This is a genomic window from Roseateles toxinivorans, from assembly GCF_004362525.1.
Lineage (GTDB): Bacteria > Pseudomonadota > Gammaproteobacteria > Burkholderiales > Burkholderiaceae_C > Paucibacter > Paucibacter toxinivorans.
The window spans coordinates 1-17,105 of sequence record NZ_SNXS01000017.1 but is presented as its reverse complement, the minus strand read 5'-3'; the positions used below and the strand labels follow the sequence as shown (position 1 = coordinate 17,105).

Here is a 17,105-nt window from a genome sequence, read left to right as displayed (position 1 = left end):
GCCATCTATTGAGCGCAGACACCGTCTCCGTCCTCGACGTCACCCGGCTGCGTCGGCGCTACACCTGGCTGGTGCTGGCGCTGGCGCTGCCGGCCTTGCTGTCGATGCTGTGGCTGGCCCAGCGCCAGTACGAGACCTACCGCCACACCGCCCTGCGCGAGCTGGCGATCAGTGCCGACCAGCGCAGCGCCGCGCTGGACCGGCTGCTGCGCCCGGTGCGCGACGATGTGTTGCGGCTGCGCGCCCTGGTCCAGGACCTGCTGGGGCGAGACCTGCCCCCGAGTGGGCTGAGCACGGACTTTCTGCTGCCCGCCGACGCGGCCGAGGCCGGCCGCAGCGAGTACAGCCTGGACGCCCTGCCCGCGCTGCTGAAGGACAGCGGCGCGCAGCTGCTGTTGAGCAACGTCCAGCCGCCCGGCCCTGTCCAGCAGCGAGAGGCCCTGGCACGTGCCGCCCAGTTCGGAGAACAGGCCCAGCTGGCCGGCCAGGCCAATGCCGCGATGGGTCGTGTCTACTTCATCGGCGCCGCCGGTGATCAGGCGTGGCTGCACCCGTGGCAGCCCAGCGCCAGCCTGCTCAATGACGCTGGCGCCCGCACGCTGACCGCCTACTTGAAAGGCCTGGCCCTGCGTACCGCCGTCGCCAGCCGCAATGTGGCCAGCGGCGAAGCCTTCGAGCCCGACTGGTCGGCCCCCTGGACCGATGCCCTGGGCACCCGCTACATCACCCTGCGCGCGCCGCTGTGGCGCGATGTGACGCTGCTGGGCGTGGTGGCCATGGACGTGCCGCTGGCGCGCCTGCAGCAAGCGCTGGCCGGCCCGGCGGCAGGGCAGCGTGACGGTCGCTTCTGGTTGCTGGACGGGCGGGATGACAGCCTGGTCGATCACGCCGCCGGCGCCGGCCTGCCCCAGCTGGCGCAGGAACGCCGCGCCGAGGCGCTGGCCAGCGATGCCGCCATCGATCTGGGTGAGCAGGCACTGACGCAGCGCCGGTTGCAGACAGCGCCCTGGCAAGTCCTGGCCCTGCTGCCCGAGGCCCGCGTGCAGCGCATGGTGCTGGAGCTGTTCTGGCCGCAGCTGCTGGTGGCAGCCGAGTTTGTGCTGATACTCACCCTGGTGCTCTACCTGTTGTGGCGCAGCTTCACCGCGCCGGCCCTGCAACTGGTGGACTATCTGCGCCGCGCAGCGGCCGAGCCGGGCGCCGCGCCACCGCCGGCCTCCCGCCTGTGGACGCCCTGGTTCAAGCTGGTCGGGGACACCTTCGACCAGTGGCGCGCCTCCGCCCGTCAGGCCGAGCAGACCGAGGCACTGAAGAGCGCCATCGTCGACCATGCGCTGGCCGCGGTCATCACCACCGACGACGACGGCCGGGTGGTCGAGTTCAACCCCGCGGCCGAGGCCATGTTCCAGTACTCGCGCAACAGCGCACTGGGCCGGCCGGTGGCCGAGCTGATCACACCCGAGCGCTTCCGTCAGGCCCACAACGAGGGCATGCGGCGCATGCGCGAAGGCAGCCCGCCGCGCCTGCTGGGCCAACGCATCGCCATGCGCGCGGTGCGCGCCGACGGCAGCGAATTCCCGATCGATATCGTGCTGTGGCGCACCCATGTCGGCGAGCGTTCATTCTTCACCGCCTCCATCGTCGATGCCACCCAGGCCCATGCCGCCGAGGAGCAGATCGTGCGCCAGCGCGAGGCGCTGCGCCAGAGCGAGAAGCTCAGCGCCATGGGCAGCCTGCTGGCGGGCGTGGCCCATGAGCTGAACAATCCGCTGGCCATCCTGATGGGCCGGGCCACCCTGCTCGAAACCCGCACCGAGGGCCTGGCCCATCTGCCCGAGGGCCTGGGCCTGCAGAACGACGCGCTGCGCATCCGCGAGGCGGCCGAGCGCTGCGCGCGCATCGTGCGCACCTTCCTGAGCATGGCGCGGCAGAAGAAGGGCCAGCAGCGGCCGGTGCAACTCAACGAGCTGGTGCATGGCGCCGTCGATCTGCTGCAGTACAGCCTGCGCACCAGCGGCATTGCCGTGGAGCTGCGCCTGGCCGAGGAGCTGCCCTCGGTGCTGGCCGATGGCGACCAGCTGGGCCAGGTCTTGCTGAATCTGCTGGTCAATGCACAGCAGGCGCTGACCGGCCGCCCGCAGCCGCTGAAGCTGCGCATCGAGACCGGCCTGGAGGAAGAGCGCGGCCGGGCCGGCGGCCGCATCCGCCAGGCCTGGCTGCGCGTCGCCGACAACGGGCCTGGCGTCGCGCCGGGCTTGCGCGAGCGCATCTTCGACCCCTTCTTCACCACCAAGGGCGAGGGCGCCGGCACCGGCCTGGGCCTGGCCTTCTCGCGCTCGGTGGCGCTGGAGCACGGCGGCAGCCTGCGCCTGGAGGAGGTCTCGCCGACCGGCAGCGGAGCGAGCTTCCGCCTCAGCCTGCCGCTGGCGCCGCCCGAGGACCGCCAGGTGCCTGCGGATACGCGCCCGGCCGCGCTGGAGGTCGAGCAGCAGGCCCGCATCCTGGTCGTCGATGACGAGGCCGAGCTGGCCCAGGTGATACGCGAGATGCTGGAGAGTGCCGGCTACGAGCTGGCCACCGCCGAGTCCGGCGAGGTCGCGCTGGAGCTGCTGGCCGAGGCCCGCTTCGACGCCATCGTCTCCGACCTGCGCATGCCCGGCATGGATGGCCCGGCGCTGTGGCGTGAGGTGCGCCGCCTGCATCCGGCGCTGGCCCGGCGCATGGTCTTCGTCACCGGAGACACCCTGTCGCCCGCGGCCGGCCGCTTCCTGGCCGACACCCGCTGCCCCTGTGTGGACAAGCCCTTCAGCAAGGCCGATCTGCTGGACAAGGTGCGCCTGGTGCTGGATCAGGCATGAGGACAGATCCGGCGCTGCAGACCCTCAACACCACGCGCCGGCTGATCTGGCTGCTGCTGGTGCCGGTGCTGCTCCTGCTGCTCGTGCTGACGGCGCTGCAGTACCGCGAGCGCGTCGCCGATGCCGAGCAGGCCATCGCCCGCCGGCTCGACGAGCATGCACAGGAACTGGCCGCCCTGGCCCAGCCGGCCCGCGCCCATGTGCATGACATGCGGGTGCTGATGGAGTCAGTGTGGAACGAGCCGCCAGATGCCGGGCCCGGCCTCGCGCGGGCGCTGCAGCCGCACCAGGTCGCCGGTGTGGCCGATGGCTTCAGCCTCGATGGCGCCCGCCGGGAGCAGCAGGCCCTCTACGGTCAGATCTGGTGGGCCGAGCCGGGCAGCGACAAGTTCCCCGAGGCCTGGCAGCGCCGCGCCCAGGCCTTCACCGCCCATGTGCGCCGGGTTCATGCGCGCGAGCCGGGCTTCGTCGCCTCCTGGTTCGCCGGCATGGACGTCAACACCTCGTTCGGCTATCCCTTTGTGTCCACCGCATCGATTCTGCAGTCGCTGGAGCTGCCCTCGCTGCAGTCGATTGCCGCGTTGCGCGCGCAGGCGGCGCAGCGCACACGCGCCCGGCTGGCCAGCGGCCCCGCCGATGCCGCCCGCCAGGGCCGCTGGGGCCCGCCCTATATCAGCCAGCTGGACGGCGAGCTGGTGGTCTCGCACATGGCCGAGGTGGTGGTCGATGGCCAGATGCTGGGCGAGGTCAGCCTGGACCTGCGCATTGCCGAGCTGCAGCGCCGCATGGACGGCTGGCGGCCGGCGGCCGGCCGCGGCTGGATCGTCAACGATCAGCGCCATGTGCTGGCCGACTCCAGCCTGCCGCTGCGGCCCTCGTTGCGGGACGGTGGCCGCGCAGTCGCCGACACCCATGTCAAGAGCGCACTGGCCGACCGTCTGCCGGAGGGCCTGGCAATGCCCGATCTGGCCCAGGCGCTCGAACGGCCGGGCCGGCCCCTCCATGCCGGCGGTTGGGTGCTGGCGGCGGCGCAGCGCCCCGGCTCGCCCTGGACCTATGTGCATGCGCAGACCGAGGCCTCGCTGCGCCAGGCCGTGCTGCCCAGCCTGCTGCCCAATGCGCTGATCGCGCTGATGCTGCTGGCGATGTTCGTCGCCGGGCAATGGCTGCTGAGCCGCAATTTCGTCAACCCGGCGATGCAGGTGCTGGCCTATCTGCGCGCGCTCACCGAACAGCGCGATGCGCCCGCGCCGCAGCTGGGAAGGCGCTGGCAGCTGTGGGTCGATGCGGTGACGCAGACCTTCCGCACCCAGCACGAGCTGCAGCGCCGCGAGCGCCAGCGCGAGGCCTTCAAGTCGGCCATCGTCGACAAGGCGCTGGCGGCCATCGTCGCCACCGACGAGCAGGGTTTCATCCGCGAATTCAACCCGGCTGCCGAGGCCATGTTCGGCTGCAGCCACGAGGCGGCGCTGGGCCGCTCGGTGGCCGAGGTCATCATTCCGCCGCGCTTTCGCGGCCCGCACGAGGCCGGCATGCGGCGCATGCGCGAGGGCGGGCCGGCCCGGGTGCTGGGCAAGCGCATGGAGCTGCAGGCACTGCGCGCCGATGGCAGCGAGTTCCCGGTCGAGATGGTGCTGTGGCGCACCGAGGTCGATGGCGAGTCGCATTACACCGCCTCGATCACCGACCTGTCCGAGCGCCGCGCCGCCGCGCAGGAGATCGAGCGCCAGCGCGAGGCCCTGCGCCAGAGCGAGAAGCTCAGCGCCATGGGTAGCCTGCTGGCCGGCGTGGCCCATGAGCTGAACAACCCGCTGGCCATCGTCATGGGCCGTGCCAATCTGCTCGAAGAGAAGTGCGAGGACCAGCCGGCGCTGCGCGGTGACGCGACGCGCATCCGCGAGGCCGCCGAGCGCTGCGGCCGCATCGTGCGCACCTTTCTGAACATGGCGCGCAGCCGACCGGCCCAGCGCGGCGCGATGTGCCTGAACACCGCCGCCCACGCCGCTGCCGACCTGCTGGCCTACAGCTACCGCAGCCACGGCATCGAGCTGCAGCTGCGGCTGCAGGAACCGCTGCCCGAGGTGCTGGCCGACGCCGACCAGGTCGGCCAGGTGGTGCTGAACCTGCTGGTCAATGCCCAGCAGGCGCTGGCCGCTGGCAGCGGCGAGTCGCGCCGCGTCAGTGTCAGCACCGGCGTCGATGACAGCGGCGGCACCGTGTGGCTGCGCGTCAGCGACAACGGGCCCGGCATCGCCGCGGCGGTGCGTGCCCGGCTGTTCCAGCCCTTCTTCACGACCAAGCCCGAGGGCCTGGGCACCGGCCTGGGCCTGGTGGTGTCACGCTCGCTGGCCCGCGAGCATGGCGGCGAGCTGAGCCTGGAGCCTGCCAGCCCCGAGGGCGGCACAGCCTTCTTGCTCCGCCTTCCCCTGGGTGGCAATCTGCGACCGGCACCGCCACCGACCCAGCCCGGCGAGCTGGAGTTCCACAGCCGGGGCCAGGTGCTGGTCGTCGATGACGAGGCCGAGATCGCCGAGCTGATGCGCGCCATGCTGGAGAGCGCCGGCTACGAGGTGGCCAGCGCCGAGTCGGGCGCGGTGGCGCTGGAGCTGCTGGACGCGGCACGCTTCGACGCCATCGTCTGCGATCTGCGCATGCCCGATATGGATGGTGCGGCGCTGTGGCGTGCCGTGCGCTCGCGCCAGCCGGCGCTGGCCCGGCGCATGCTGTTCGTCACCGGCGACACCCTGTCGGCCGGCGCCAGCCAGTTCCTGCAGAGCTCGGGCTGCGCCAGCCTGGACAAGCCCTTCACCAAGGCCGATCTGCTGGGTCAAATGGCGACACTGATGCCGGCCGCCGACGAGGGGCCGACCCGATGAGCCCCACGACCCAGGGCGGGCACGAGGCCGCCCGCATGCTGGCCTCGACGCGCCGTTTCATGTGGTTGCTGGCCGCGCCGCTGCTGGCCCTGCTGGCCCTGCTGATGGTCACGCAATACCGGCAGCAGCATGACGCCGTGGTACAGAGCCTGGAGCGCCGCGGCGAGGCCCATGCGCGCGAGCTGTCCGAGCTGGTGCAGCCGGCCGTCAACCATGTGCGCGATCTGCGCCGGCTGATGGAGCAGCTGTGGGCCCGGCCGCCCGATCATGGCCCCGGCCTGCGCCAGGCCCTGCAGGCCCGCCAGCACGAGGGCCGGCCCGATGGCTGGACCCTGGACGGAGCCGATGCCGCCACCCGCGAACGCCTGGGCCAGCTGCTGTGGTACCAGCCCGATGGCAGCGCGCCCGATGCGCAGCTCCTGAGGCTGGCGCAGAGCTTTGTCGCGCAGGCCCGCGTCGTCCATGCCCGCTCGCCGGGTTTCGTCGCCTCCTGGCTGCTGCCGGCCGATGCGGCCATGTCGGTCGCCTACCCCTGGTTCCCGTCGGCCACCGCCATCAGCTCGATGGGCGAGACCGCCCTCTACGGCCTGGCGCCCTACCGGCGCAGCGGCTCGCAGGAGCGGCGCGAATGGGCGCTCAAGCATCCGGACATTGCCTCGTTCTGGACCCCGCCCTATGTCGATGACGCCAGTGCGCTGTTGACCGTGTCCCATCTGGCACCGGTGATGGTGGATGGCGAGTTCCGCGGCGAGATCCTGCTGGACTTCCGGCTCAGTGCACTGCAGGCGCTGGTCGAGCGCTGGAGCGGCGAGCAGGCCCAGGCCCGCTTCTGGATCGTCGACGGCCAGGGCCGCATCCTCGCCGACTCGGCCCAGGCGCTGAGCAAGAACGAACGCAAGCCCGGCGGCAGCGGCATCCGGGTGATGCTGGTCAGCCGTCTGCCCGGCGGCCTGGATCAGGCCGCGCTGGACCGCGCCGCCGCCCGCCCCGGCCGACTCGGTGGGGCGCTGGATGCCGATGGCCACTGGGCGCTGCTGCTGAGCCCGGCGCCAGGCACGCCCTGGCAGCTGGTGCAGGCCGTGCCGCTGGCCGCGCTGCAGGAGGCCGTCTATCCGGCGCTGCTGCCCTATCTGGCCCTGGCCCTGGCCCTGCTGCTGATGTTCGTGGCCGCGCAGTGGCTGCTGGCGCGGCGCTTCGTCTCGCCGGCACGCGAGGTACTGCTCTATCTGCGCCGCATCGCAGGCGACGTCAACACCGACGCGCCGCAGCTGTCGCCCACCTGGATGCCTTGGGTGCAAAGCATTCGCGCCACCTTCGAGGCACGTCTGCGGGCCGAACAGCAGCTGGCCCAGCAGCGCGAGGCGCTGCGCCAGAGCGAGAAGCTCGGCACCATGGGCAGCCTGCTGGCCAGCGTGGCCCATGAGCTGAACAATCCGCTGGCCATCGTGCTGGGCCGCGCCAGCCTGCTGGAAGAAAAACTGCAGGGTCAAGCGACCCATGCCGACGCCCAGCGCATACGCGAGGCGGCCGAGCGCTGCGGCCGCATCGTGCGCACCTTTCTGAACATGGCGCGCAGCCGGCCCGAGACCCGCCAGGCCGTACCCCTGAACGACCTGGTGCGCGCCGCCGTCGAGCTGCTGGCCTACAGCCTGCGCGCCGATGGCGTGACCGTGGCGCTGCGCCTGGACCCCGATTTGCCCGACGTGCCGGCCGACCCCGACCGGCTGGGCCAGCTGGTCATGAATCTGATCGTCAACGCGCAGCAGGCGCTGGGCATGCGGCCCGGAGACCGACGGCTGCAGATCAGCAGCGGCATCGACGGCGGGGGCAAGGGCCTGTGGCTGCGCGTTGCTGACAACGGCCCGGGCGTCGCCGAGGCCCTGCGCGAGTCGATCTTCACCCCCTTCTTCACCACCAAGCGCGAGGACGTGGGCACCGGGCTGGGCCTGGCCGTGTCGCGCGGCGTGGCGCGCGAACACGGCGGCGATCTGGTGCTGGAAACCGAGCGTCCGCTGGGCGGCGCCTCCTTCCTGCTGACCCTGCCCTTGAGCGGCGGTGGCAGCACCGCAGCGGCCCAGGCACCGGTGCCGATTCCCGACGCCGGCCGCCAACGCCGCGTGCTGGTCGTCGACGACGAGCCGGACCTGGCCGAGCTGATGCGCGATGCGCTCGAGCTGGCCGGCTTCGAGGTGGCGATCGCCGAGTCCGGCGCGGTGGCATTGCGGATGCTGGAGGAGCTGAGGGTGGACGCCATCGTCAGCGATCTGCGCATGCCCGATGTCGATGGCGCGGCACTGTGGCGGCGGGTTCGCGCGCAATGGCCGGAGCTGGCCACGCGCATGCTCTTCGTCACCGGTGACACTCTGGGCCCGGGCGCCGCCGAGTTCTTGCGCGAGGCGGGCTGCGCGGCCCTGGAAAAGCCCTTTGCCCCGGCCGACCTGGTGACCCGGGTGCTGGACCTCACAGGCGCCTGAGGTGGCTAGAGATTTGCAGTTTTTGTCAATTATCGCACTCTTGCCTCAGCCATTGACGCCTGGGCAGCCTACGATTCATGGTCTGGCGACCTAGGATTGATGACGCCGTGCCCCTATTGCAGGCATGGCCGCAACCGAGGCTACCGCCATGCGCACCCTGAAAATATTGTTGAGCCTGGCCGCGCTGAGCGGCACTTGCTGCGTCAATGTTCTGGCCCAGGCCCCCGCCAATCCGGACAAGGTCAGCATCTGCCACGAGAACGAAGATGCCTTCCCCTGGCTGCTCAAGGCCAAGCCCGGCTACAGCCAGATCATGATCCAGCACCTGGAAAAGCAGCTGGGCGTGCCGGTCAAGCTGGTGGCCATGCCCTGGAAGCAGTGCCTGGCCGAGCTGAAGAGCGGCGCGGTCGACGCCGCCATGAACGCCAGCTTCAGCAAGGACCGCGCCGAATTTGCGCACTACCCGATGAAGATGGACGGCGATGCCGATGCCACCAAGCGCATGTACCGTACCAGCTACGCCCTGTACAAGGCCAAGGGGGCTGCCGTCAGCTGGGATGGCCAGAAGCTGAGCACAGCAGGCACCGTCGGCGCGCAGACCGGCTTCTCCATCGTCAACCAGCTCAAGGAGCTGGGTGTCAAGGTGGAGGACAGCTCACCGACCGCCGACGAGCTGCTGGGCCGCGTGGCCTCGGGCCGTTACGTCGCCGCCGCCCTGCAGACCACCGAGGCCGAGAACACCCTGGCCGGCAATGCGGCGCTGGGCCCGAAGCTGGAACGCCTGAACCCGGCCCTGGTCGAGAAGGCCTACTACACGATCTTCTCCAAGCCCTTCTTCGCCAAGCACGGACAGACCGCCCGTGACGTCTGGCGCCTGGAAGCCAAGATCCGCGAGTCCGCCGAGTTCAAGGCCAGCGTCTCACATCTGATGAAGAGTGTGGATTGAGGGTCGAGGGTTTCAAGCCGCCAGCCGCAGCTGGGCATCGCGGGCAGCAGCCATCATCGTGCTGCTGACCACGCCGTACATGGCCACCCAGGCAGCACGCAGCTCGTCGGTGAACCGTTCGCCCAGGCCGTCGGCCAGCGTCTGAATCAGTGCCGCGCCGACGGTGGCGTAATGCGCGTCCTGCACGCCGTAGTGAGCGTGCCGCTCGCCCAGCGAGCGCAGCACCGGCAGCAGGTTGTCGGGCCGGTCCAGGATGCGCACGGCGGCGCCGAGCATCGTCATCAGCAGCGCGCCCTGCTGCTGCATATCACCCTTGAACAGCGGGCGCAGGCTCGGATCGGCCGTGAACAGATGGCGGTAGAACAGCGCGGCCACCTCGTCGGCCATGGGTTGCACCAAGGCAAAGCTGTCGCGGATCTGGGTGATTTGTTGCGGGGTCATGACGGGCTCCTGAGTTGAAGCCTGCAGCTTGCGCGGCCCAGGATTCAAGCCCGTTGCATGCCGGAGCCGACCCTGTTTCATTGGTTGCAGCAGGGTGCTGGGCCCCCCCTAGCTTGAGGGTTGCAGCGCAAGCAGCAACTTCTAATGTTTCAAAGCGCACCTTATTCGTGCGAAATGCGAACAAAAGCTATCGAGGGAGGGCAACCACCAACGGAGAAGCAACATGCATGCAATATCTCATTCCTTCGGTCGAATCGCGCTTGTTGTCGGGGCGGGTCTGGTGTTCAGCTTGGGCGTCAGCACGGCGGCGGCCCAGACGCAATCGGTCACCTTCGAGGAGTTCACCCAATCGCTTGAACCGATCTACACGCGGCCCGTCGCGGGCATGACCGGTGACTGGTCGGTCACGAAATACATACTCAACGGCAGCGTCTACCACTGGACCGATTTCCATGTGAAGCTGCAGACGATGAACCCCGCCGGCGCCTGGGTCGACTCTCCCGAGGGGGACGGCATCTCTTTCGGCCAGCCGACGCCGTTCGACGAATGGCTGAAGTCGGTCAAGGTGGATATCAACGGCGTCTTTGTTGGCGGCTGGCATGTTGACCGTACCAATCAACCGGTCGACAAGCTCGACTTTTTCTTCGACACCTTTGTCATCCAACCCGGCCAGACCCTGTCCTTGCACTTCGACATGAAGGACTTCGGCAGCAACACCTGGCGTCTGGTGCAGGTGCCGACGATTCCCGAGCCGCAGACCTATGCCCTGCTGCTGCTGGGCCTGGCTGGGGTGGGCCTGGTGGTGCGCCGCAGCAAGACCTGACGCTGCTCCGCTGTGGCATGCTGATGTGTCCTGGAACGGGAGGCATCAGCCATGTACACCTTGTTCGGATCCGCGGGCTCCGGCTCCGCGATGATAGAGGCCGCACTGGCTCTGGCCGGGGCGCCCTGCCGGCTTGAGCGTGCCTCCAGCTGGGAGCCCGATTCGGCGCTGGACCGTTTGCGGGCCGTCAACCCGCTGCTGCAGATCCCCACCCTGGTCCTGCCCGATGGCTCGGTGCTGACCGAGAGCGCCGCCATCATGATCCACCTGGGCCTGCAGTTCCCCGACTCACAGCTGCTGCCGCAAGACCCGGCACGGAGGGCGCAGGCCCTGCGCGGCATGGTCTTCATTGCCGCCAACTGCTATGCAGCGATCGGCGTGATCGACTATCCGGAGCGCTGGTGCGCCGACATTGACGCGTCGGCTCGCGAGCGCATGCTGCGCGGCGCAAGGGCCCGGCTGCACGGCTATTGGGATCTGTTCGCCGACACCTTTCCCGCCGCGCCGTACCTGAGCGGCGAAGCGCCGGGGGGTCTCGATCTGATGGCCGCCGTGGTCTCCAGATGGTCGGGCACGCGCAAGCATCTGGCGCGGGCGCGGCCGCAGTTCCTGGCCACGCTTGAGCGCGTCGAGCGCCACCCACAGATCGCGCCAATCTGGGCCCGGCATTGGCCCCATGCAGGCTGAATCAGCCTGAATCAGCCGAGTCGCCCTCAGCCGGCTCGCATGAAACCGCGCAGCCGGACCACCCAGCGCCAGACCTTGAGCCCCCGGCCCGTCCAGCGCAGGAGGCGCCGGGGCCTGAGCCCGGTCACCAAGGCCAGCAGCCCCGCCGCGCCACCCAGCGTCCAGGCTGGCCGGGCGCGCAGCCATTGCAGCCACTGGCGCCCCTGATCGGCCAGGGCCAGCGGTGCCCGCAAGGCCTGAGCTTCCTGGCTCAACTGAATGCGTAACTCGGCGCTGCGCAGGCGCAGGGCCATCTGGCGCAATTGGAGCAACCGCTCTTGTTCGGAGGCCATGGCGCTTCAGCCCGGCGGCTGCAGGGTATCTCGGTCGCGGGCCAGCTCGGCCAAGCTGGCCGCGAACGGACCGCCAGTCTGCTTCAGGCGCTCGCAGGAGCGGTGCCACAGCCACCCACCGGCGCCCAGATAGATCAGGGTCAGGGCAGCCAAGGCCCAGAGCCGGTAGGCCTCGCCGGCAAGCATCACGATCAGCAGACTCAGCGTCACCACGCCGGCGCCGAGCAACATCAGCGCCAGCAAGGCGCCCATCGCCGACTGCAGCAGACGCAGCTTCTCCTGCTCCAGCTCATTGCCTATCAGCGCCAGCCGCAGCTGCACGATCTCGATCAAGGTCGCGCTGATGCGGCGCAGCGCCGCCAGCAGGCCGGGCTCGGGGCCCGCGGACTGTGGCATCAGCGACGGCCTATCAGCAAGCCGACGATCAGCCCCACACCCGCCGCCGCGCCGATGGCGCGCCAGGGGTTGTCATGCACATATTCATCGGCGGCGTGGCCGGCGGCCTTGGCGCGCTCGATCGCGGCCTCCTGGACATGGCTCAGGCTGTCTCGGGCATTGCTCAACTTGGCCTGCAGCTTGGCGCGCATATCGGCCACGCCCTCACCGGTCTGACCGGCGGTGACTCGCAGCAGTTCTTCGGCCTGGGCCACCACCATATGGAGGTCGGCCATCAGGCGTTCTTTCTGGGCCTTGCTTGCTTCGGACATGGTTCACTCCTTGTACAACGGGGAAAAGGATTGGTCGCGGCGCCTTGCCACTCACCATGGTGATTGAAACCCCGACCGCGTCGGCACGGAGTGACAAAACTCAAGCCCTTCGCCAATTGTGCGCCATCGCAACCCCTCCGCGTCAAGACCCGGCACGGATCATTGAGAAGCGGCCGACGCCACCGCTGCCGGGGCCGAGGCTGCCGCCTCATGGCTGACCTCGATGCCGTGCTTCTCGCCGCCCATGTCCACATCACCGCCCTTGGACAGGATGAACAAGGCCAGTGCAGCAAAAACGGCAAAGGCCAAAGCAATTTTCCACATGATCCGATCTCCTGAATAGATGGCAAAGCCGAGTCGGCCCGCTCACCGCTGATTGTCGGGATTGGGCTTGCGCGTGGCTTGCAAGAGAGCTTCGGAAACGAAAAAAGGCTGCCGAGGCAGCCTTTCATACTTCCAGCCTCAGCCGGCGGGCTTGCAAGCCCACCGGCCTGATTGGGCCGAGAAACAGTCCGCAGGGACTGTTTCCTGCGCCCAATCAGTCCTTGGCGTAGATGTCCACGTCCTTGGTTTCGCGCACGAACAGCATGCCGATGACAAAGCTCATCGCAGCGATCGTGATCGGGTACCACAGGCCATGATAGATGTTGCCGTTCTGCGCCACCATCGCGAAGGTGATCGAGGGCAGCATGCCACCGAACCAGCCGTTGCCGATGTGGTACGGCAGGCTCATCGAGGTGTAGCGGATGCGAGTCGGGAACAGTTCCACCAGCATGGCGGCGATCGGGCCGTAGACCATGGTGACGTAGATCACCAGAATCGTCAGGATCGCGATCACCAGCGGCTTGTTGATCTTCTCCGGGTCAGCCTTGGGCGGGTAGCCGGCGGCCTTCAGCGAGTCGACCAAGTCCTTCTTGAAGGCGGCGACCTTCTTGCCGCTCTCTTCGTCGAACTTGTGGCCGCCAGCCGCCACGGTGGCGTTCAGCGAGTTGATGACCTTCTCGCCGATCTTGATCGACGTGATGGTGCCTGCCGGGCCGGCCACTGTCTCATAGCTGGCCGAGTTCTGCGCCAGCGCGCGCTTGGCGATGTCGCAGGAGCTGGTGAAGTCCACTTCGCGTGCAATCGGGCTGCCCTGGAAGGAGCAGGTGCTCTGATCGACGGTCACCACGATCTGAGCACTGGCTTGCGCCTTGGCCAGATCCGGGTTGGCCGCAGCGGTCAGCGCCTTGAACAGCGGGAAGTAGGTCAGGCAGGCGAGCAGCAGGCCGGCCATGATGATGGGCTTGCGGCCGATCTTGTCAGACAGGGTGCCGAAGATCACGAAGAATGGCGTGCCGATGATCAGCGACGCAGCCACCAGGATGTTGGCCGTGGCCGAGTCCACCTTCAACACGCTGGTCATGAAGAACAGCGCATAGAACTGGCCCGAATACCAGACCACGCCCTGACCGGCGACCAGGCCGAACAGAGCCAGCAGCACGATCTTCAGGTTCTTCCACTGGCCGAAGGACTCGGACAACGGTGCCTTGGAGGTCTTGCCCTCGGACTTCATCTTCTGGAAGGCCGGCGACTCGTTCATGCTCAAACGAATCCAGACGCTGATGCCCAGCAGCAGGATGGAGACCAGGAACGGCACGCGCCAGCCCCAGTCGGCGAACGCAGCCTCGCCCATCGCGGTGCGGGTACCCAGGATGACCATCAGCGACAGGAACAGACCCAGCGTTGCCGTGGTCTGGATCCAGGAGGTGTAGGCCCCCCGCTTGCCCTGCGGCGAATGCTCGGCCACGTAGGTCGCTGCGCCCCCGTACTCACCGCCCAGTGCCAGGCCCTGCAGCATGCGCAGGCCTATCAGTATCACCGGCGCCGCGGCACCGATCGCCGCGTAGCTGGGCAGCACACCGACAATGAAGGTCGACAGGCCCATGATCAGGATCGTCACCAGGAAGGTGTACTTGCGGCCGATCATGTCGCCCAGACGGCCGAACACCAGCGCACCGAAGGGGCGCACGATGAAGCCTGCGGCAAAAGCCAGCAGCGAGGCAATGAAGGCCGCCTGCGGGTCGAGCCCTGAGAAAAACTGCTTGGCGATGATGGGCGCCAGCGAACCGTAGAGATAAAAGTCGTACCACTCGAACACGGTGCCGAGCGAGGAAGCGAAGATGACCTTCTTTTCCGTCGCCGTCATGCCCGTGCTGGTGGAGACTGCGCTTGCAGTGGCCATGGTGGGTGTCTCCTATTGCTTGAGGAGCCACCGCCCGGTGGCCCTTGGACCGGACTATGGGAGCCGGCTCTGACCCCTGTCTGACGTGGAACTGATGCGAAACTGACAAACCCCGGGGCAACCCTTGGCTTTTGTTTCTCATCGTGAGAGTGCGCCCGGTGCGCGGGTAAGCACTGAGCGAATCTGTCCCGAGACTGACAAGCAAGACCTGGCCCTGGTGGACAGGCCCCAGAGCAGCTCACCTCTCGCGCCGCACCACCCCGGCGCGTGGCCGTCCGGCTTCATCCCAGGCATCACCCCGGAACCATGAGTCGCCACGCAGATAGGCCGCCGCCATGTCCAGCGAGTCAAGGCCCCAGAACAGGCGACCATCGACCTCCAAGGTGGGCACGCCGAACACCCCCCGGGCGATCGCATCCTCGGTGGCCTGGCGCAGCGTCTGCTTGACCTCATCATCGGCAGGGTCGCAGGCGGGGGCCAGTTCTTGCTGCAGACGCTCCAGGCGGCCGGGGTGATTCGCATCCAGGCCGCCGTGCCAGACGTGGTGGAACAGCTTTTCCACCACCCTGCGATTGGGCCCGCAGGCCCAGGCCAGACGTTGCAGGGCCAGCGGATTGAACGGATGCTCGGCAGGCGTCTGCAACTCGATACCCAGCCGGTGGGCCGACCAGGCGACCTGGCGAAAGGTCCACTGGCGTTTGGGTTCCATCTCGGCCGGGCCCTTCTGGCCCCAGGCCTTGAGCAGGCCGGCAAACAGGATAGGCCGGTAGTCCACCACCACGTTCAGGCCTTCGAGCGCCTCAGGCAGGCGCTCGAAGGCCAGTGCCGCATACGGCGAGATCACGTCGAAGTAGAAGGTGATGGACTTCATGCGTGGCCGCCTCAGGGCGCGTTGCTCGCCGGCTCGGCGGCACTGAAAACGCCATGCTGCTCGACCAACAGCTCACGCCGCGGCGGCAGCAGGGCCAGCACGGCCCGCTTGGCCTGATCGTCGAGCTTGGACCAGGCCGCTATTTCGGGGATCGTGCGTGCACAGCCCTCGCACCAGCCGGTGGGCGCGTGCATGCGGCAGACATTGGTGCAGGGCGAGGGCACGGCGCTGACCGGCTTAGGCGTAGACAAGGCACTCATCAGAGCTGCACCACGTCGATGACCGGCGCGCCGGTCAGGCGCTCCAGCTCCTGCGGGCTGAGCTTGAACACGCCATTCGGATGGCCGGCCGCGGCCCAGACCTGGTCGAAGCGGAACAGCTCCTGGTCGATATAGAGCAGCGGCTTGCTGCCATCGGCACTGGCATGTCCGATCGGCGACACGCCGCCGATCGAGAAGCCGGTGCGCGACTTCACATAGTCGGCATCGGCCCGGCCCAGCGGACCGGTATGCGGCACCAGCTTCTTCTCATCGACGCGCTTGTCACCCGAGGTGATGACCAGCACGGCGGCCTCGTCGCTCTTGCGCCGGAACACCACGCTCTTGGCGATCTGGCCCAGGCTGACGCCCAGAGCGTCGGCGGCTTCCTGAGCGGTGCGCGCCGAGACCTCCAGCCACAGCGGGGCGTGCGGATGTTGCTGGCCGGCCAGCACATCAGCGACGCGGCGAAAGCCCTCCGGGCGCAGGGCGTTGTTGTCTGCTGCTTCACTCATGCGCCTATTGTCGGGCAAAGCCCGGCCGCCCCGTTTCGTCAGAACGCTCGGCTCACCATCAACGCCAGGCCGGGCTGCAGCTTCTTCTTCACGACCGGGCTGCTGGCCGCGGCACCGCGCAGGCTGGCCAGCTCCAGCTTGGCCTGCAGGCTCCAGTCGCTGTCAATCCGATAGTGGGCCTTGGCAAACAGACCCAAGCTCGTCAGGCCCGCATCGGCCCGATGAACCGCCAGACCGGAGGCCGCGGCCTGGGCCGGTGTCACGCCGAACAGGGCGCTCGCCAGCTTGCCGTCCATCAGCTGGGCCGAGGCGCCCACAATCAGGCCCACGCCGGGCATAGGCCGCAGCGCATAGCCGGCATCGAACTCCACACGGGTGCCACGCCCGCCCAGTTCCTTGCTTTTGCCCAGACGGGTGCTGGTGCCGGCGCTCAGCAGCAGCGGCCCGGCATTCAGCTCGGCACCCAGGCGCAGCGCCGGGGCCCACTTGACATCGCCCAGGCCGGTCAAGCGCTTGTCGTCCTTGGCGCGGCGACGCTCCATGTCGGGCGCCAGCGCGGCGCTGACGCTCAGCTGCTCATTGAGCTTGGCCTCGTAACCAATGCCACGCAGGGTGCTGATGATGAATTGCTCGCGGTAGCGCGCCTCGAACACCGGCAGCAGGCCCAGCTGGCCTCTGTTGCTGCCCGGGAACTTCGGCGCCACTGCAGCGCCGACGCCGCCGCGCAGCGTCCAGGCCGAGCTCTTGTCCGGGGTGCCGGGCGTCGTCGGCGCCTGCTGGGCAGCAGCTGTGCAGAGGAGGCCCAGCAACAACGGTGGGGCGCAAAGGGTGTGAAGCGAAAACATCGGGAATCCGGGTCGGGTTGAAGATGGGGTGCAGTGTCAGGCGTCCCGCATGAAGCACCGATGAAGCAGCCTGCCGCCAAAGATGAAGGGCTGATTAAGGCCTCCGCGCCGGCACTCACCGCTGCCGCCATCACTTCTAGAATCCGCAGCCTAAGGAGGGTCTGCACAACCCCCGGGCAAATCAGCTACCGCGAAGCTTGAATGGCTGCGACGATTCAGGTCATGAAGCAAGCAAGTCTTGGACTGGGG

General features: G+C 68.5%; 16 protein-coding genes. 6 read left to right on the top strand and 10 right to left on the bottom strand.

The window, feature by feature from the left end; genetic code table 11:
* Positions 1–8 precede the first annotated feature (8 nt).
* From DES47_RS27535 to DES47_RS27520, 4 genes are all read left to right on the top strand, one after another.
* The gene (locus DES47_RS27535; RefSeq protein ID WP_133703995.1) at positions 9–2,858 is read left to right on the top strand and encodes a hybrid sensor histidine kinase/response regulator; all 2,850 of its coding nucleotides are present in this window, start codon (positions 9–11) and stop codon (positions 2,856–2,858) included.
* Positions 2,855–5,734, top strand: coding sequence for an ATP-binding protein (locus DES47_RS27530; protein ID WP_133703994.1), 2,880 nt, complete (start codon positions 2,855–2,857; stop codon positions 5,732–5,734). Before DES47_RS27535 ends, DES47_RS27530 begins: the two co-directional genes overlap by 4 nt.
* Positions 5,731–8,208: a response regulator gene (locus tag DES47_RS27525; protein ID WP_133703993.1), complete on the top strand. Its 2,478-nt coding sequence runs from the start codon at positions 5,731–5,733 to the stop codon at positions 8,206–8,208. Before DES47_RS27530 ends, DES47_RS27525 begins: the two co-directional genes overlap by 4 nt.
* A gap of 148 nt (positions 8,209–8,356) precedes the next feature.
* Positions 8,357–9,154: a substrate-binding periplasmic protein gene (locus tag DES47_RS27520; RefSeq protein WP_166652219.1), complete on the top strand. Its 798-nt coding sequence runs from the start codon at positions 8,357–8,359 to the stop codon at positions 9,152–9,154.
* 12 nt (positions 9,155–9,166) lie between these two features.
* Here the strand turns inward: DES47_RS27520 and DES47_RS27515 are convergent, their stop codons facing one another.
* Entirely contained in the window at positions 9,167–9,595 is a 429-nt protein-coding gene (locus DES47_RS27515; protein ID WP_133703991.1) for a globin family protein, read from the bottom strand.
* A 223-nt stretch (positions 9,596–9,818) separates the two neighbouring features.
* Here DES47_RS27515 and DES47_RS27510 point away from each other — a divergent pair, with 223 nt between their 5' ends.
* Positions 9,819–10,418, top strand: a complete 600-nt coding sequence (locus DES47_RS27510; RefSeq protein WP_133703990.1) for a PEP-CTERM sorting domain-containing protein — start codon at positions 9,819–9,821, stop codon at positions 10,416–10,418.
* Between the two features lie 51 nt (positions 10,419–10,469).
* Complete coding sequence (locus DES47_RS27505; RefSeq protein WP_133703989.1) at positions 10,470–11,105, top strand: glutathione S-transferase family protein; 636 nt, start codon at positions 10,470–10,472, stop codon at positions 11,103–11,105.
* Positions 11,106–11,131: 26 nt separating this feature from the next.
* Here the strand turns inward: DES47_RS27505 and DES47_RS27500 are convergent, their stop codons facing one another.
* The 9 genes from DES47_RS27500 to DES47_RS27465 form a co-directional block, all read right to left on the bottom strand.
* Positions 11,132–11,437: a YqjK family protein gene (locus DES47_RS27500; protein WP_133703988.1), complete on the bottom strand. Its 306-nt coding sequence runs from the start codon at positions 11,435–11,437 to the stop codon at positions 11,132–11,134.
* A 6-nt stretch (positions 11,438–11,443) separates the two neighbouring features.
* The gene (locus DES47_RS27495) at positions 11,444–11,833 is read right to left on the bottom strand and encodes a phage holin family protein (RefSeq protein ID WP_133703987.1); all 390 of its coding nucleotides are present in this window, start codon (positions 11,831–11,833) and stop codon (positions 11,444–11,446) included.
* Entirely contained in the window at positions 11,833–12,144 is a 312-nt protein-coding gene (locus DES47_RS27490) for an ElaB/YgaM/YqjD family protein (protein WP_133703986.1), read from the bottom strand. Before DES47_RS27490 ends, DES47_RS27495 begins: the two co-directional genes overlap by 1 nt.
* A 159-nt stretch (positions 12,145–12,303) precedes the next feature.
* A complete protein-coding gene (locus DES47_RS28890) occupies positions 12,304–12,468 on the bottom strand; it encodes a hypothetical protein (RefSeq protein ID WP_166652218.1) in 165 nt (54 codons plus the stop codon).
* A gap of 214 nt (positions 12,469–12,682) precedes the next feature.
* Positions 12,683–14,368 (bottom strand): MFS transporter, encoded by a 1,686-nt coding sequence (locus tag DES47_RS27485; RefSeq protein ID WP_133703985.1) that lies wholly within the window; start codon positions 14,366–14,368, stop codon positions 12,683–12,685.
* A 238-nt stretch (positions 14,369–14,606) separates the two neighbouring features.
* Positions 14,607–15,239, bottom strand: coding sequence for a 2-hydroxychromene-2-carboxylate isomerase (locus DES47_RS27480; protein ID WP_133703984.1), 633 nt, complete (start codon positions 15,237–15,239; stop codon positions 14,607–14,609).
* A gap of 11 nt (positions 15,240–15,250) precedes the next feature.
* Positions 15,251–15,499 (bottom strand): DUF1289 domain-containing protein, encoded by a 249-nt coding sequence (locus DES47_RS27475; protein WP_133703983.1) that lies wholly within the window; start codon positions 15,497–15,499, stop codon positions 15,251–15,253.
* Positions 15,499–16,011, bottom strand: a complete 513-nt coding sequence (locus DES47_RS27470; protein WP_133703982.1) for a YbaK/EbsC family protein — start codon at positions 16,009–16,011, stop codon at positions 15,499–15,501. Before DES47_RS27470 ends, DES47_RS27475 begins: the two co-directional genes overlap by 1 nt.
* A gap of 38 nt (positions 16,012–16,049) precedes the next feature.
* A complete protein-coding gene (locus tag DES47_RS27465) occupies positions 16,050–16,856 on the bottom strand; it encodes a MipA/OmpV family protein (protein WP_133703981.1) in 807 nt (268 codons plus the stop codon).
* Between the last annotated feature and the right edge of the window lie 249 nt (positions 16,857–17,105).

Bases quoted from the DNA above. Each gene is read 5' to 3' on its own strand.
- DES47_RS27530 (WP_133703994.1), top strand. From the start codon at position 2,855: ATGAGGACAGATCCGGCGCTGCAGACCCTCAACACCACGCGCCGGCTG.
- DES47_RS27525 (WP_133703993.1), top strand. From the start codon at position 5,731: ATGAGCCCCACGACCCAGGGCGGGCACGAGGCCGCCCGCATGCTGGCC.
- DES47_RS27520 (WP_166652219.1), top strand. From the start codon at position 8,357: ATGCGCACCCTGAAAATATTGTTGAGCCTGGCCGCGCTGAGCGGCACT.
- DES47_RS27515 (WP_133703991.1), bottom strand. From the start codon at position 9,595: ATGACCCCGCAACAAATCACCCAGATCCGCGACAGCTTTGCCTTGGTG.
- DES47_RS27510 (WP_133703990.1), top strand. From the start codon at position 9,819: ATGCATGCAATATCTCATTCCTTCGGTCGAATCGCGCTTGTTGTCGGG.
- DES47_RS27505 (WP_133703989.1), top strand. From the start codon at position 10,470: ATGTACACCTTGTTCGGATCCGCGGGCTCCGGCTCCGCGATGATAGAG.
- DES47_RS27500 (WP_133703988.1), bottom strand. From the start codon at position 11,437: ATGGCCTCCGAACAAGAGCGGTTGCTCCAATTGCGCCAGATGGCCCTG.
- DES47_RS27495 (WP_133703987.1), bottom strand. From the start codon at position 11,833: ATGCCACAGTCCGCGGGCCCCGAGCCCGGCCTGCTGGCGGCGCTGCGC.
- DES47_RS27490 (WP_133703986.1), bottom strand. From the start codon at position 12,144: ATGTCCGAAGCAAGCAAGGCCCAGAAAGAACGCCTGATGGCCGACCTC.
- DES47_RS28890 (WP_166652218.1), bottom strand. From the start codon at position 12,468: ATGTGGAAAATTGCTTTGGCCTTTGCCGTTTTTGCTGCACTGGCCTTG.
- DES47_RS27485 (WP_133703985.1), bottom strand. From the start codon at position 14,368: ATGGCCACTGCAAGCGCAGTCTCCACCAGCACGGGCATGACGGCGACG.
- DES47_RS27480 (WP_133703984.1), bottom strand. From the start codon at position 15,239: ATGAAGTCCATCACCTTCTACTTCGACGTGATCTCGCCGTATGCGGCA.
- DES47_RS27475 (WP_133703983.1), bottom strand. From the start codon at position 15,499: ATGAGTGCCTTGTCTACGCCTAAGCCGGTCAGCGCCGTGCCCTCGCCC.
- DES47_RS27470 (WP_133703982.1), bottom strand. From the start codon at position 16,011: ATGAGTGAAGCAGCAGACAACAACGCCCTGCGCCCGGAGGGCTTTCGC.
- DES47_RS27465 (WP_133703981.1), bottom strand. From the start codon at position 16,856: ATGTTTTCGCTTCACACCCTTTGCGCCCCACCGTTGTTGCTGGGCCTC.